This window comes from Roseateles sp. (assembly GCF_046300915.1).
In the GTDB taxonomy this organism is placed as follows: Bacteria; Pseudomonadota; Gammaproteobacteria; order Burkholderiales; family Burkholderiaceae_C; genus Kinneretia.
The window spans coordinates 1-15,180 of the sequence record NZ_JBKCLH010000236.1 but is presented as its reverse complement, the minus strand read 5'-3'; the positions used below and the strand labels follow the sequence as shown (position 1 = coordinate 15,180).

Genomic DNA, 15,180 nt, shown 5'->3' with positions numbered 1-15,180 from the left:
CAGCCTCAGGGGTTGCAGAGCTCGCAGCGTGCGGCGGGCACCGTCTCGCGCAGCACCTGCTCGGCCTCATGCGCGCAGACGGGGCAGCGCAGGCGCTGGGCCCGTGCGGCGCTGGTCTCGTGGCCGCAGCACTCGCAGCGTGCGCCCGTGATCAGGCCCACCGGGCCCCAGCCCCGGGCCTCGCAGCGCGGGCAGCGCTCGCGCAGGCGCTGCACCAGGGCTTGGCCGGCCTGGGCAATCATGGCCATGCGGGCGGGGTTGCGGTGGGCCCGCATATCGGTCTCCAGCCAGACCTCGCCCTGGGCCAGGGCCGGCGCCACCTGCGCACGCAGGGCCTCGAGATCGCGCAGCTCCTTGTGGAACCAGGGCTCGTGCGAGCGCCCCACGATCAGGCCCTGGGCCGGAAAGCCCATCTCGCTGGCGAAGGCCAGCACCGCCTCAAGGCTGCCGACGCTGGCCTGCCGGTAGGCCGTAGCCGGACCCTGGGCCACCGCATGGACCTGGCTATTTGTCCGGGCGTCATGCAGCACCAGCAGTTCCACGCCCCAGGGCGCCTGTCCCATATAGGGGTCGGGCCCGAAGCTGCCCTCGCTGCCCAGGCCCCAGCGGCAGCCCGAGCGTTCGCAAGCCAGCCGGGCCTTGGTGAGCGCGGCCTCGAACTGGCTGCCCTGGCGCGGCTGCTCCAGGGTGAAGGTGCCCAGGCTGTCGGTGTCGAAGTCGTCGACCAGCCTCAGGGTGAGGCCCAGCTCCTCGGCCACCGGGCCCAGCACGGCGGCCTTGCCGTGCCGGGTGAGCAGGGCCAGGGCTTGCTCGTCGGCGCTCATCCGTGGACGGCGGCGTAGCCGGGGCTGCCGTCGAAGGTGTAGAGGTTCTCGTTCTTCACCACATCAAAGCCCTGGGTGTGCAGGCGCTCCTGCAGGGCCAGCACCTCCTTGAAGTCCAGCAGGCCGGCGGTGGATGTGAAGCGGCAGCGCCAGTGGTCCACACAGAAGGTTTCCGGGAAGCCCTGGGGCCAGACCTTGACGCCGCGGTTGGTGATCAGCTGCAGGGGCAGGGCGGGCGCGGCAATGGCCTGCAGCTGCGGGCCCAGCTGCTCGGGGCTGCCCTCGCGCCACTGCAGGAAGACGTCCACGCCCACCAGCTGCTTGTTCAGCGGCGCCCGGCGCTCGGGCCGCGGCAGCTGCAGGGGCGCCTGCTCGGCATAGCGCACCGCCTTCAGGACTTCGGGCTTCTTGCCCAGGCGGGCAATGAGGGCGTCGGCAAATTCCTGGGTGCCCAGGCGCTGGTGGCTCTGGCCCTCGCGGTAGATGTCGGCGGTGTGCAGGCCTTCTTCCAGGGTGCGCAGCCAGGCGTTGTGCACGCGCTCGGCCACCTCGGCCTGGCCGATATGCAGCAGCATCTGGATGGCGCCATTGAGCAGCCCCGAGGGGTTGGCGAGATCCCGACCCGCGATATCGGGTGCCGAGCCGTGGATGGCCTCGAACATGGCGCACTGGTCGCCGATATTGGCCGAGCCGGCCATGCCCACCGAGCCGGCGATCTGTGCGGCCACATCGGAGAGGATGTCGCCGTAGAGATTGGGCATGACGATCACGTCGAAACGCTCGGGCGTGTCGGCCAGGCGGGCCGCGCCGATGTCCACAATCATGCTGTCGCGGGCGATTTCCGGGTACTCCGCGCCGATCTCCTCGAACACGCGATGGAACAGGCCGTCGGTGAGCTTCATGATGTTGTCCTTCACGAAGCAGGTCACGCGCTTGCGGCCCTGGCGGCGCGCGTACTCGAAGGCGTAGCGCACGATGCGCTCGCAGCCCGGGCGGGTGATGAGCTTGAGGCACTGGTAGACCTCATCGGTCTGGCGGTGCTCGATGCCGGCGTAGAGGTCCTCCTCGTTCTCACGCACGATCACCACATCCATGGCAGGGTGGCGCGTGGGCACGAAGGGGGCGTAGGCCATGCAGGGGCGCACATTGGCGTACAGGCCCAGGGCCTTGCGGGTGCTGACGTTCAGGCTCTTGTAGCCGCTGCCCTGGGGCGTGGTGATGGGCGCCTTCAGGAAGACGCGGGTGCGGCGCAGGGACTCCCAGGCGCTGGAACCGATGCCGCTGCTATTGCCCGCCAGATAGACCTTCTCGCCGATCTCTATCACCTCGGGGGCGATTTGGGCGCCCGCGGCTTCCAGCACGCGCAGGGTGGCTTGCATGATCTCGGGGCCGATGCCGTCGCCGTAGGCGACGGTGATGGGGGTCTTGCTCATGGCGTGAACCTTTCGTCTCAGAAGCCGTGGTACGGCGATGGAGCGAATTCTGGGAAATCCGATGAATTTGTGAAAATAGATTTATTCACCTGACTAAATCTACAAATGGCAATACGGAAACGGCTTCACACCCGCCAGACCACCTTCCGCCAGCTGGAGGTCTTTCGCGCCGTGGCCGAGCGACTGAGCGTGACCGAGGCTGCGCATGCGCTGCATCTGGCCCAGCCCACGGTCTCCACCCAGCTGGCCCGGCTGGCCCAGGCCCTGGATGTGCAGCTGTTCGAGCAGATTGGCAAGCAGCTCTATCTGACGGATGTGGGTGAGGAGTTGCTGGCCACCAGCCGCGAGCTCTTCGATGTGCTGGACCGGCTGGAGATGCGTCTGGCCCAGCGGGCGGGGCTCTCGGTGGGGCGCCTGCGCCTGGGCGTGGTGACCACGGCCAAATACCTGGTGCCGGGTCTGCTGGGGCCCTTCTGCCAGGCGCATCCGCAGGTGGAGGTGGAGTTCCAGGTGGGCAACCGGGCCGAGATCCGGCGCCGTCTTCAGGACAATCTCGATGACCTCTATGTCTTCAGCCACCCGCCGCGCGAGCTCGATATCGAGCTGACCCTGCTGACCGAGAACCCGCTGGTGGTGATCGCGCCCAGCGAGCACCCCTTGGCCAGCCGCCGTCGCATTCCCTGGAAGGCGCTGGCCGGCGAGCGCTGGCTGATGCGCGAGCCGGGCTCGGGCACCCGCCATGCCATTGAGCGCTTTTGTGAGACCCAGGGCCTGAGTCTGGACAAGTCCATCACCATCGCCAGCAACGAGGCCATCAAGGAGTCGGTGGCGGCCGGTCTGGGTCTGGCCATCCTGAGCCGCCTGGCCCTGACCCATATGGCGCCGGGCAATCTGGTCGAGCTGCCGGTGGAGGGCTTCCCGATCGCCAACAGCTGGTACCTGGTGGTGCCGCGCGGCAAGCAGCTCTCGCCCATTGCGGCGGCCTTCAAGCAGCACATGCTGTCCCAGCTGGGGCCGCAGGCCTGAGCCCTTGCGCGGCGGGCTTCTGGCACACTGTCGCGCCCCGCATCTGCACGAGTTTTCCATGAGCCAGCCCATCCCGTCCGTACCGCAGGCCCTGGTCATCGGCGGCGGCCCCGCCGGCCTGATGGCGGCCGAGGCCCTGCGCGCCGCGGGCGTGGAGGTGGATCTTTGCGACGCCATGGCCTCGGTGGGCCGCAAATTCCTGCTGGCCGGCAAGGGCGGGCTCAATCTCACGCACTCCGAAGACTTTGCCCCCTTTGTCGGCCGCTTCGGCGAGCGCGCGGCCCGGATCGAACCCCTGCTGCGTGCCTTTGACGGCCCGGCTCTGCGCGCCTGGGCCGAGGGCCTGGGCGTGAGCACTTTTGTCGGGACCTCGGGCCGCGTCTTTCCCACGGACATGAAGGCCGCGCCCCTGCTGCGGGCCTGGCTGGCGCGCTTGCGCGCCGCGGGCGTGCGCTTCCATATGCGAACCCGCTGGCTGGGCTGGAGCGAGGACGGCGCGCTGCGCCTGCAGGGCGCTGATGGTGTGGAGCAGCGCGTGCGCCCCGGCGTCACGGTGCTGGCCCTGGGCGGCGCCTCCTGGCCCCAGCTGGGCTCGGACGGCGCCTGGGCACCCCTGCTGCAGGCCCAGGCGAGCCTGGACATCGCGCCGCTGCGAGCCGCCAACTGCGGTTTTGACATCGGCCCCACGGCCGCCCATGCGGACGCGCCCGGCTGGAGCCCTGTGTTTGCCCAGCGCTTTGCCGGCCAGCCGGTCAAGCCCGTGGCCCTGCATTTCACCGGGCGGGGTTCCGCGCCGCGCAGCTTCGAGCGCCAGGGCGAGTTCGTGATCACGGCCGGCGGCATCGAGGGTTCGCTGATCTATGCGGCCTCGGCCCTCTTGCGCGAAGAGATTGCCGAGCAGGGCGAGGCCCTGATCGAGCTGGACCTGCTGCCCGGCCGCAGCGCCGAGAAGGTGGCGGCCGAGGTGGCGCATCCGCGCGGCTCGCGCTCGCTCTCCAGCCATCTCAAGAGCCGCCTGGGCATCGAGGGGCTCAAGGCCGGCCTGCTCAACGAGCTGCTCAGCCGCGAGGAGATGCTGGATCCGGCCTGCCTGGCCGCGCGCCTCAAGCGCCTGCCTCTGCGCCTGCGCGCCGCGCGCCCGGTGGCCGAGGCCATCAGCACCGCCGGCGGCCTGCGCTTCGAGGATCTGGACGAGGGCCTGATGGTCAAGCGCCGCCCCGGCCTTTTCTGCGCCGGCGAGATGCTGGACTGGGAAGCCCCCACTGGCGGCTATCTGCTCACCGCCAGCATGGCCAGCGGCCGCGTGGCGGGCGCGGCGGCGGCGGCCTGGCTAGCCGCTCAAGGCTGAGCCGGTTTCGCCTGGGGCCGAGCCCCGGCCGGGGGCTATGGCACACTCCCGCGCTTCCCGTTTCGTCTAGGTTTTGAGCTGTTTTGGACAAGATCCTGCTTCAAATCGCCGAGGAACTGAAGGTTCGCCCGGCCCAGGTCAACGCAGCCGTGGAGCTGCTGGATGGCGGCGCCACCGTGCCCTTCATCGCCCGCTATCGCAAGGAGGCCACCGACGGCCTGGACGACACCCAGCTGCGCGAGCTGGAAGCGCGCCTGGGCTATCTGCGTGAGCTGGAGGAGCGCCGCGCCGCGGTGCTCAAGAGCATCCAGGAGCAGGGCAAGCTCACGCCCGAGCTGCAGGCCGCCATTCTGGGCGCGCCCACCAAGCAGGAGCTGGAAGACCTCTACCTGCCCTACAAGCCCAAGCGCCGCACCAAGGGCATGATCGCCCGCGAGGCCGGCCTGGAGCCGCTGGCGGACAAGCTCTTTGCCGACCCCACCCTGGACCCGCAGGCCGAGGCCGCCGCCTTCATCAATGCCGAGCTGGGCTTTGCCGACAGCTTCGCGGTGCTGGACGGCGTGCGCGATCTGCTCTCCGAGCGCTGGGCCGAGGACGCCGTGCTGATCGGCAAGCTGCGCGAGTGGCTCTGGGCCGAGGGCCTGTTCCAGTCCAAGCTCAGCGAGGGCAAGGACGAGAACAACCCGGACATCGCCAAGTTCCGCGACTATTTCGACTACGCCGAGCCCATCCGCACCGTGCCCTCGCACCGCGCGCTGGCCGTGTTCCGCGGCCGCACCCAGGAGTTCCTGGACGCCAAGCTGGTGCTGGACGAGGAAACGGTGGCGGGACAGCCTGGCCTGGCCGAGGGCCGCATCGCCCGCCATCTGGGCTGGAGCCACGCCAACCGCGCCAGCGACACCCTGATCCGCAAGACCATCGCCTGGACCTGGAAGGTCAAGCTCAGCATGAGCCTGGAGCGCGACCTCTTCGCCCGCCTGCGCGACGAGGCCGAGAAGGTGGCCATCAAGGTCTTTGCCGAGAATCTGCGTGACCTGCTGCTGGCCGCACCCGCCGGCAAGCGCGTGGTGATGGGCCTGGACCCGGGCATACGCACCGGCGTGAAGGTGGCGGTGGTGAGCGATACCGGCCGCGTGCTGGATACCAGCACCGTCTACCCGCATGAGCCGCGCAAGGACTGGGAAGGCTCGCTGCACACCCTGGCGCGCCTGGTGGCCACGCATGGCGTGAACCTGATCGCCATCGGCAATGGCACGGCCTCGCGCGAGACCGACAAGCTGGCCGCCGACCTGATCAAGCGCATTCAGCAGCTCTCCCCCGGCACCGAGATCCAAAAGGTGGTGGTCAGCGAGGCCGGCGCCTCGGTCTACTCGGCCTCGGAGTTCGCCTCCAAGGAGCTGCCCGATCTCGACGTGAGCCTGCGCGGCGCAGTCTCGATCGCCCGCCGCCTGCAGGACCCGCTGGCCGAGCTGGTGAAGATCGACCCCAAGAGCATCGGCGTGGGCCAGTACCAGCACGATGTGAACCAGAGCGAGCTGGCCCGGACCCTGGACACGGTGGTGGAGGACTGCGTGAACTCCGTGGGCGTGGACCTGAACACCGCCTCGGCCCCGCTGCTCTCGCGCGTCTCGGGCCTCTCGGGCACGGTGGCCGCCTCCATCGTGCGCTGGCGCGATGCGCATGGCGCCTTCCGCAACCGCCAGCAGCTGCTGGATGTGACGGGTCTGGGCCCCAAGACCTTCGAGCAGGCCGCGGGCTTTTTGCGCATCCGCGATGGTGACAACCCGCTGGACCTCTCGGGCGTTCACCCCGAGACCTATGCCCTGGTGCAGCGCATCCTGGACAAGGTGGCCCGCCCCATCACCGAGGTGATGGGCAAGAGCGATGTGATCCGCAGCCTGCGCCCCGAGGCCCTGGCCGACGAGAAGTTCGGCGCCATCACCGTGAAGGATGTGCTGGCCGAGCTGGAGAAGCCGGGCCGCGATCCGCGCCCGGACTTCCAGGTGGCGCGCTTCAACGAGGGTGTGGAGGACCTGAAGGACCTCAAGGAAGGCATGGTGCTGGAGGGCACGGTCTCCAATGTGGCCCAGTTCGGCGCCTTTGTGGACCTGGGCGTGCACCAGGACGGCCTGGTCCATGTGAGCCAGCTCTCCAACAAATTCGTCAACGATGCGCGCGAGGTGGTGAAGACGGGCGACCTCGTCAAGGTCAAGGTGCTGGAAGTGGACCTGGCGCGCAAGCGCATCTCCCTGACCATGAAGCTGGACGCCCAGGCCCCGCGGGCTGGCGCCGGCAAGGGCGGGGACAACAGCTTCCGCCCAGCCGGCCGTCAGGAGCGCGCGGGCGCTGCTCGCACGGCGCCGGCCGCTGCGCCGGCGGGCAATGCCATGGCGGCGGCCTTCGCCAAGCTGCAAGGCGGCGGCAAGCGCTGAGTAGCGCACCGGGGCGACGACGCGGCGCTGCCTGCGAGTGGCGCCGCGCAGTCGGCATTTCGTCGCATGAGGCCTGCAGACTGCGGCATTTGCCCTTAGGCTTCGCCCCGTCATGCGCAATTTGGAGTTCGTCTTGTCCTTTCGTATCCGCCCCCTGAGTCTGGCTTGCACTCTGCTGGCCCTAGGCTATGCCTGCAACCCCGTGCAGGCCCAGGACCTGCCCGGCGGCGAGAGCGACACGGGGTCGCCGCGCCCGCAGGCGGGCACCCGGCTGGATCGGGTGGAGCTGAGCTCGCGGGTGCAGACCGACACCGATCTGCGCCGCCGCGCGCCCGTGGCCAAGCAGATCTATGGCCGTGAGGAGCTGGACCGCTTTGGCGACAGCAATGTGGCCGATGTGCTCAAGCGCCTGCCCGGCGTCAGCGTGCAGGGCAATGCGCCGCGCATGCGGGGCCTGGGCGCGGGCTACACCCTGATTCTGATCAATGGCGACCCGGCGCCGCCGGGCTTCCAGTTCGACCAGCTCGACCCCAAGCAGGTGGAGCGCATCGAGGTGACCAAGGGCCCTACGGCCGACCAGAGCGCCCAGGCGGTGGCCGGCGCCATCAACATCATCCTGAAGGACGCGCCGCGGGTCAGCCAGCGCGATCTGGGCATGCGTCTGGGCTACAACGCCGACCGACCCGTGGGCGGGCTGAACTTCACCTGGGGTGAGCGTGTGCTGGGCGGCGTGGCCGTCTCGGTGCCCATCTCCGTGTTCCAGTGGCGTGGCCTGAACGAAACCCGTACCGAGAAGCGTGCGCCGGGGACCGATGGCAAGAGCGCCCTCTCGGTGCAGGAAGGTGCGCAGCCCTTCTGGGGCCGTGGCATCAACAGCAGCCCGCGCCTGAACTGGAAGATTGACGATGAGCAGTCGCTGGCCGTGCAGGCCTTCGCGCAGGACGGCCGCTGGAACAACAAGACCAGCTTCAGCAATCAGGCCCTGAGCGGCCACCCCATCTTCGAGGATGGGAACGGCGGCAAGGGCGGTTTCCGTACCCTGCGCGCCAATGCCAACTATCAGAATCGGATCAGCGACAGCCAGAAGCTGGAGCTCAAGCTGGGTGGGCAGCGTGCCGAGGGTGACTTCGATGTGCAGACCTTCCGCAATGGCGCGCCGCAACGCCGTTCCGTGGGCGACAACCTGGACCGCAGCATCACGCAGAGCGGCAAGTTCGGCCAGCTGCTGGGTGACTCGCACAGCCTGACTGTGGGCTGGGAGCTGGAGTCGCGCCGTCGCGACGAGAAGCGCCAAGTCACCGAGCCTGGTGTGTCCCAGCCGCCGGAGTTCGACGGCCAGCCTTTCAGTGCCCGCATGCAGCGTCAGGCCTTGTTCATTCAGGACGAGTGGGAGCTTGCGCCCCAATGGTCGACCTATCTGGGTCTGCGCGGCGAGCGCATCGTGACCCAGAGCCGCGGCCTGGCGGTTGAGGTGCGCAATACCAGCGATGTGATCACGCCGCTCTGGCATCTGAACTACAAGCTCGACCCCAAGGGCCGCGACTTGATTCGTGCCAGCCTGACGCGCAGCTATAAAGCGCCCGAGCTCAATGCCCTGCTGGGTCGCTTGGTGACCAACGGGCTCTATCCAGACGTCAGCAAGCCCAATGAGAAGATCGCTCCCGACCGCGTGGGTAACCCGCAGCTCAAGCCCGAACTGGCCACGGGCCTGGACCTGGCCTTTGAGAAGTACATGGCCGGTGGCGGCATGGTTAGCGTGGGCATCTTCCATCGCGAGATCCAGGATCTGATCCGTAACGAGGTGCTGCTGCGTACCGTGAGCTGGTCCCCGGTGCAGCGCTGGGTGTCCGTGCCGACGAATATCTCGAACGCCAGCACCAGCGGTCTGGAGCTGGAGCTGAAGGGGCGGGCCGGCGAACTGCTGCCCTCGGTCTTCGATCCCAAGCTGGCGCTGAACCTGCGCGGCTCGCTCAACTACTACCGCTCGCGCGTGAAGGCCCTGGAGGGCCCCAACAATCGTCTGGATGGCCAGCAGCCCTGGTCGGCCAACTTCGGCTTTGACTATCGGCTGAGCGGCTTGCCCATGCCCGTGGTGCTGGGGGGCAGTCTGGGCTTCACGCCCGGCTACACCACCCGCCAGAGCGAGACCCAGTGGCTGGAGCAGGGGCGGGTGCGGTCCATGGATCTGTTTGCCCAGCTCGTGCTGAGCAAGCAGGCCTCGCTGCGCCTGATGGCCAACAACTTCGCGCCGCTGGACAACCGCTCGCGTACCTTGCTGGACACGGGTGACTACACCGCCACCGAGCGCCAGGGCCGTACCTGGTGGGGCGCGATGCTGGAGTACAAGCTCTGATGGGAGCTGGCGGCGGCGCGCTGCGCATCTATGCCGGACCGCGCGCCCGGGCGCGCCTGCGCGAGCGCGGCCTGCGTGCCGAGGATGTGCGGGTCATCCCGGCTGCGGCCGGTGGTCCCAAGGGCCTGATCCTCAGCAAGCTGGATCAGCATCTGTTCGGGCGCTGGCTGCCGACGGCCACGCAGGATGTGCATCTGCTGGGCGCCTCCATCGGCGCCTGGCGCATGGCCACGGCCTGTCTCGCCCACGAGGGGCCCGAAGCGGTGCAGGCCTTTGCACGCATGGCGCATGAATACGTGCATCAGCGCTACGAAAGCCAGCCCGGCCAACGCCCCACGGCCGAGGCCGTGAGTCGCGGTTTCGCCGCCAAGCTGGCGGAGATCTTTGGCGCACAGGAACAGCGAGTGCTGTCCCACCCCCGCTACCGTCTGCATGTCTTCACCTCGCGCGGCCGGCATATCCTGGGCCGCGAGGGGCGTCTGCGCACGCCCCTGGGCTACACGGCTGCGTTCGCGAGCAATCTGCTGTCGCGGCGTGCCATGTCGGTGTGGCTGGATCGGGTGGTGTTCTCCGATCCGCGCGCACCGCTGCCCATGCCGCTGGCCGACTTCCGCAGTCATCAGGTCGAGCTCGGTGTGCAGAATCTGCAGCCGGCCTTGCTGGCCAGCTGCTCCATTCCCTTCTGGCTGCAGGCGGTTTCCGATGTGCCCGGCGGCCCGCGCGGCGCCTACTGGGACGGTGGCATCACCGACTACCACCTGCACCTGAACTACGCCGCCATGGCGGGCGAGGGGCTGGTGCTGTATCCGCACTTCCAGGCGCAGGTGATTCCGGGCTGGCTGGACAAGAGCCTGCGGCACCGGCACGCGGCCACGGCCTTTCTAGACAATGTCGTGCTGTTGGCGCCGGACCCGGACTGGGTGGCCCGCCTGCCGCGCGGCAAGCTCCCGGACCGCGATGATTTCCGCCACTACGGCGATGATGTCCAGGCACGCGCCCGAGCCTGGCTGGCCGCCATCGCGGAAAGCGAGCGCCTGTGCGAGGACTTCGCGCGGGCCTGCGAGCGCGACAGCCTGGATGTCCTGCCCCTGCCGGCGCGGGCTTGACTTACAATCAGGCGCAGTTTTAAAGCCCCAAGCACCACCACAAGGACCGAGAAAGGCAGCCAGGTTATGACACCGCGAACTACGACCACCCCCTCTGAGGTTTAGTCGGCCGCGGCTCGTCACGTCTTTTTCGTCATCCCACAAGAACGCGGCCCCAGGCCGCGTTTTTTGTTTCTCCGGAGTGTTTTCATGATCGCTATCCAATTGCCCGATGGCTCCAAGCGCCAGTTCGAGGCCCCCGTCACCGTGGCCCAGGTGGCCGCCTCCATCGGCACGGGCCTGGCCAAGGCCGCCCTGGCCGGCCGCGTGGACGGCAAGCTGGTGGACACCAGCCATCTGATCGCGCAGGATGCGCAGCTGGCCATCATCACCGACAAGGATGCCGACGGCCTGGAGGTGATCCGCCACTCCACCGCCCACTTGCTGGCCTATGCCGTCAAGGAGCTCTTCCCCGAGGCCCAGGTCACCATCGGCCCGGTCATCGAGAACGGCTTCTACTACGACTTCAGCTACAAGCGCCCCTTCACGCCCGACGATTTGGCCGCCATCGAGAAGAAGATGGGCGAGCTGGCCAAGAAGGACGAGGCGGTGCTGCGCCGCGTGCTGCCGCGCGACGAGGCCGTGGCTTATTTCAAGGGCATCGGCGAGGCTTACAAGGCCGAGATCATCGCCAGCATTCCCAGCAACGAAGAGGTCTCGCTCTACCGCGAGGGGGCCTTCGAGGACCTGTGCCGCGGCCCCCACGTGCCCAGCACCGGCAAGCTCAAGCACTTCAAGCTGATGAAGGTGGCGGGTGCCTACTGGCGCGGCGACCACAACAACGAGCAGCTGCAGCGCATCTATGGCACGGCCTGGGCCAGCAAGGAAGATCTGCAAAAGTACCTGACCATGCTGGAGGAAGCCGAGAAGCGCGACCACCGCAAGATCGGCAAGGAACTGGATCTCTTCCATATCGACGAGCACTCGCCCGGTACCGTGTTCTGGCACCCCAAGGGCTGGACGGTCTGGCAGGAGGTGGAGCAGTACATGCGCCGCGTCTACCGCGAGAACGGCTATCTGGAGGTCAAGGGCCCGCAGATCATCGACAAGTCGCTGTGGGAGAAGACCGGTCATTGGGACAAGTACCGCGAGAACATGTTCACGACGGAGTCGGAGAAGCGCGACTACGCGCTCAAGCCGATGAACTGTCCCGGCCACATCCTGATCTTCAAACAGGGCATCAAGAGCTATCGCGACCTGCCGCTGCGTTTCGGTGAGTTCGGTCAGTGCCACCGCAATGAGCCGACCGGCGGCCTGCACGGCATCATGCGCGTGCGCGGCTTCACCCAGGACGATGGTCATATCTTCTGCACCGAGGACATGATCCAGGGCGAAGTCACGGCCTTCACGACCCTGCTGCAAAAGGTCTACAAGGACTTCGGCTTCACCGAGATCCTCTACAAGCTCTCCACGCGCCCCGAGAAGCGCATCGGCTCCGAAGAGAGCTGGGACAAGGCCGAGGCCGCGCTGGCTTCAGGGCTGAAGGCCTCGGGCTGCGAGTTCGAGTACCTGCCGGGCGAGGGTGCCTTCTACGGCCCCAAGATCGAGTACACGCTCAAGGACGCACTGGGCCGCCAGTGGCAGTGCGGCACCATCCAGGTGGACCCCAATCTGCCGGAGCGCCTGGACGCCGAGTTCGTGGGCGAGGATGGCTCGCGCCACCGCCCCATCATGCTGCACCGGGCCATCGTGGGCAGCCTGGAGCGCTTCATCGGCATCCTGATCGAACAGCATGCCGGCGCGCTGCCCACCTGGCTGGCGCCCACCCAGGTGGTGGTGGCCAATATCACGGATGCCCAGGCGGATTACGTCGCCGAAATCGTGAAATCGCTGCAAAAACAAGGGCTTAGGGTGGCGGCCGATTTGCGGAACGAAAAAATCACGTATAAAATCCGCGAGCATTCTTTGCAAAAGGTTCCGTACATCCTCGTCGTTGGCGACAAGGAGAAGGCAAACGGGGCCGTTGCGGTGCGCGCTCGTGGCAACCAAGACCTGGGCGTGATGCCTCTGGAGAGCTTCATTGCCAAGCTCTCCGAGGACATTGCGAACAAGGTCTGAAGTCAGAGCGCGCTTTTTCGTCTGTTGGGCTCTCGCCTTGGGCTCGTTGAAAGGTAAGCACCATCGCTACTTTTGCTGACCGTCGTGCGATTCCCGAGCGTAAGCATCGGCTGAACCGCGAAATCACTGCTCCCGAGGTCCGTCTGAACGGCCCGGAGAACGAGCCTCTGGGCATCGTTCCCATCATGGAAGCCCTGCGCATGGCAGGCGACCTGGATGTGGATCTGGTCGAGATCGCTGCCACCGCCAGCCCGCCCGTGTGCCGGCTGATGGACTACGGCAAGTTCAAGTACCAGGAGCAGAAGCGCGCGGCCGAGGCCAAGGCCAAGCAGAAGGTCATCGAGGTCAAGGAAGTCAAGTTCCGCCCGGGTACGGACGAGGGCGACTACCAGATCAAGATGCGCAATCTGCGCCGCTTCATCGCCGAGGACGGTGACAAGGGCAAGGTGACGCTGCGTTACCGTGGCCGCGAGATCACCCACCAGGACATCGGCATGCGTCTGCTGGAGCGTATCCGCGACGAGCTCGCCGATGTGGCCGTGGTGGAGAACATGCCCAAGCTGGAAGGCCGGCAGATGATCATGGTGCTGGCGCCCAAGAAGCGCTGAACACCGCAGGTTTGAGGATTTTGGTTCCGTCGATCTGGTCGTCGGCGGAACTTATAAGTCTCCAGTGGCCAGACAAGTGTTGCGGGCCCCGCAACCGCCGCTGGGACGTTCTTAGAAGGAGCATGCAATGCCCAAAATGAAGACCAAGAGCAGCGCGAAGAAGCGTTTTCGCGTTCGTCCGGGTGGTACCGTCAAGCGCGGTCAGGCCTTCAAGCGCCACATCCTGACCAAGAAGACCACGAAGAACAAGCGTCAGCTCCGCGGCGCCGCGAACGTGCATGAAACCAACATGGGTCACATCGCTGCGATGCTGCCCTTTGCTGGTCTGTAATTCCACGAACTGAAGGAGATACAACATGCCTCGCGTCAAACGTGGTGTTACCGCACGTGCTCGTCACAAGAAGGTCCTGGCCCTGGCCAAGGGTTTCCGTGGTCGTCGTAAGAACGTCTTCCGCATCGCCAAGCAGGCGGTGATGAAGGCGGGCCAGTACGCCTACCGTGACCGCCGTGCCAAGAAGCGCGTGTTCCGCCAGCTGTGGATTGCCCGTATCAACGCGGCAAGCCGTGGCCTGGGTCTGAGCTACAGCAAGTTCGTGGCTGGCCTCAAGAAGGCCCAGATCGACATCGACCGCAAGGTCCTGGCCGATCTCGCCGTCAACGATCCTGCTGGTTTTGCCAGCATCTTCGCCAAGGTGAAGGCCGCTCTCGCTTAATTGCCCGACGGCCCCGCAAGGGGCTGTTGCGGCTGCCTGGCGCAAGCCAGGCGCGCCTTTCAAGGCCGACACCCTGGTGTTCGGCCTTTTTCATTTTGTTTGCTCCGAATCCGATCGCCCCGCGATGAACGACCTCGACCAACTGCTACAGACGGCAAGCCTTGAGTTTGCTGCCGCCGCCACGCCCGCCGACCTGGAGAACGCCAAGGCCCGATTTATCGGCAAGAGCGGCCAGGTGACCGAGCTGATGAAGGGCCTGGCCAGCCTGACGGTCGAGGAGAAGAAGACCCGCGGCGCGCAGATCAACCAGCTGAAGCAGGGCATCGAGGCCGCGCTGAACGCACGCCGTCAGGCCTTGGCCGATGCCGAGCTGGAGAAGCAGCTCAAGGCTGAGGCGCTTGACGTCACGCTGCCCGGTCGCCAGCGTGGCACAGGCGGCCTGCACCCGATCACCCGGGCCATGGAGCGCATCGAGGCCATCTTCGGTTCCATGGGCTTCGACGTGGCCGACGGCCCCGAGATCGAGAACGACTGGTTCAACTTCACGGCGCTGAATACACCGGAAGACCATCCGGCCCGTTCCATGCATGACACCTTCTACATCGAAGGCGGTCATGTGCTGCGCACCCACACCAGCCCCATGCAGATCCGCTATGCGGTGCAGCATGTGAAGAAGCACCAGGCGCTGATCGATGCCGGCCAGGCGATGCCCGAGATCCGCGTGATCGCACCGGGTCGCACCTACCGTGTGGACAGTGATGCCACGCACTCACCGATGTTCCATCAGGTCGAAGGCCTGTGGGTGGGCGAGAACATTTCCTTCAAGGACCTCAAGTCCGTCTACGTGAACTTCATGCAGCAGTTCTTCGAGACGACGGACATGGAGATCCGCTTCCGCCCCAGCTACTTCCCTTTCACCGAGCCCAGCGCCGAGATCGACATGATGTTCGGCTCCGGTCCGCTGAAGGGCCGCTGGCTGGAGGTCTCCGGCTCGGGCCAGGTTCACCCCCAGGTGATCCGCAATATGGGCCTGGACCCGGAGCGCTACATCGGCTTCGCCTTCGGCTCGGGCATCGATCGCCTGGCCATGCTTCGCTATGGCGTGAACGACCTGCGCCTGTTCTTCGACGGTGATCTGCGCTTTCTCAGCCAGTTCAAGTGAGCTGAGCCCACGCCGACGAACACCCGCCATCGAACGCCTGAAGAGTACAGAACATGCAATTCCCCGAGTCCTGGCTGC

Annotated in this window: 12 protein-coding genes; 10 read left to right on the top strand and 2 right to left on the bottom strand. The window is 66.8% G+C overall.

What is annotated here, in order from left to right:
- Positions 1-5 precede the first annotated feature (5 nt).
- Together ACK5F2_RS17770 and ACK5F2_RS17765 are read right to left on the bottom strand one after the other, a co-directional pair.
- Positions 6-824, bottom strand: coding sequence for a DUF6671 family protein (locus tag ACK5F2_RS17770; RefSeq protein WP_409867117.1), 819 nt, complete (start codon positions 822-824; stop codon positions 6-8).
- Positions 821-2,257 (bottom strand): NADP-dependent isocitrate dehydrogenase, encoded by a 1,437-nt coding sequence (locus tag ACK5F2_RS17765; RefSeq protein ID WP_409867114.1) that lies wholly within the window; start codon positions 2,255-2,257, stop codon positions 821-823. Before ACK5F2_RS17765 ends, ACK5F2_RS17770 begins: the two co-directional genes overlap by 4 nt.
- A 105-nt stretch (positions 2,258-2,362) precedes the next feature.
- Here ACK5F2_RS17765 and ACK5F2_RS17760 point away from each other — a divergent pair, with 105 nt between their 5' ends.
- The 10 genes from ACK5F2_RS17760 (at position 2,363) to ACK5F2_RS17715 (ending at position 15,102) form a co-directional block, all read left to right on the top strand.
- A complete protein-coding gene (locus ACK5F2_RS17760) occupies positions 2,363-3,283 on the top strand; it encodes a LysR family transcriptional regulator (RefSeq protein WP_409867111.1) in 921 nt (306 codons plus the stop codon).
- Positions 3,284-3,341: 58 nt separating this feature from the next.
- A complete protein-coding gene (locus tag ACK5F2_RS17755; RefSeq protein ID WP_409867110.1) occupies positions 3,342-4,631 on the top strand; it encodes a TIGR03862 family flavoprotein in 1,290 nt (429 codons plus the stop codon).
- An 83-nt stretch (positions 4,632-4,714) separates the two neighbouring features.
- Positions 4,715-7,063, top strand: a complete 2,349-nt coding sequence (locus tag ACK5F2_RS17750) for a Tex family protein (protein WP_409867107.1) — start codon at positions 4,715-4,717, stop codon at positions 7,061-7,063.
- Between the two features lie 133 nt (positions 7,064-7,196).
- Positions 7,197-9,416: a TonB-dependent receptor plug domain-containing protein gene (locus ACK5F2_RS17745; RefSeq protein WP_409867105.1), complete on the top strand. Its 2,220-nt coding sequence runs from the start codon at positions 7,197-7,199 to the stop codon at positions 9,414-9,416.
- Positions 9,416-10,522 carry a phospholipase gene (locus ACK5F2_RS17740; protein ID WP_409867102.1) on the top strand — a complete coding sequence of 369 codons (1,107 nt, stop codon included), beginning with the start codon at positions 9,416-9,418 and terminating at the stop codon, positions 10,520-10,522. Before ACK5F2_RS17745 ends, ACK5F2_RS17740 begins: the two co-directional genes overlap by 1 nt.
- 189 nt (positions 10,523-10,711) lie before the next feature.
- Entirely contained in the window at positions 10,712-12,619 is a 1,908-nt protein-coding gene (thrS, locus tag ACK5F2_RS17735; RefSeq protein WP_409867100.1) for a threonine--tRNA ligase, read from the top strand.
- Positions 12,620-12,681: 62 nt separating this feature from the next.
- The gene (gene infC / locus ACK5F2_RS17730; RefSeq protein WP_211343905.1) at positions 12,682-13,227 is read left to right on the top strand and encodes a translation initiation factor IF-3; all 546 of its coding nucleotides are present in this window, start codon (positions 12,682-12,684) and stop codon (positions 13,225-13,227) included.
- Between the two features lie 127 nt (positions 13,228-13,354).
- Positions 13,355-13,558, top strand: a complete 204-nt coding sequence (gene rpmI / locus ACK5F2_RS17725; protein WP_029001830.1) for a 50S ribosomal protein L35 — start codon at positions 13,355-13,357, stop codon at positions 13,556-13,558.
- A gap of 25 nt (positions 13,559-13,583) precedes the next feature.
- The gene (rplT, locus tag ACK5F2_RS17720) at positions 13,584-13,940 is read left to right on the top strand and encodes a 50S ribosomal protein L20 (protein WP_058934277.1); all 357 of its coding nucleotides are present in this window, start codon (positions 13,584-13,586) and stop codon (positions 13,938-13,940) included.
- 124 nt (positions 13,941-14,064) lie between these two features.
- The gene (locus ACK5F2_RS17715; RefSeq protein ID WP_409867098.1) at positions 14,065-15,102 is read left to right on the top strand and encodes a phenylalanine--tRNA ligase subunit alpha; all 1,038 of its coding nucleotides are present in this window, start codon (positions 14,065-14,067) and stop codon (positions 15,100-15,102) included.
- Positions 15,103-15,180: the final 78 nt, after the last annotated feature.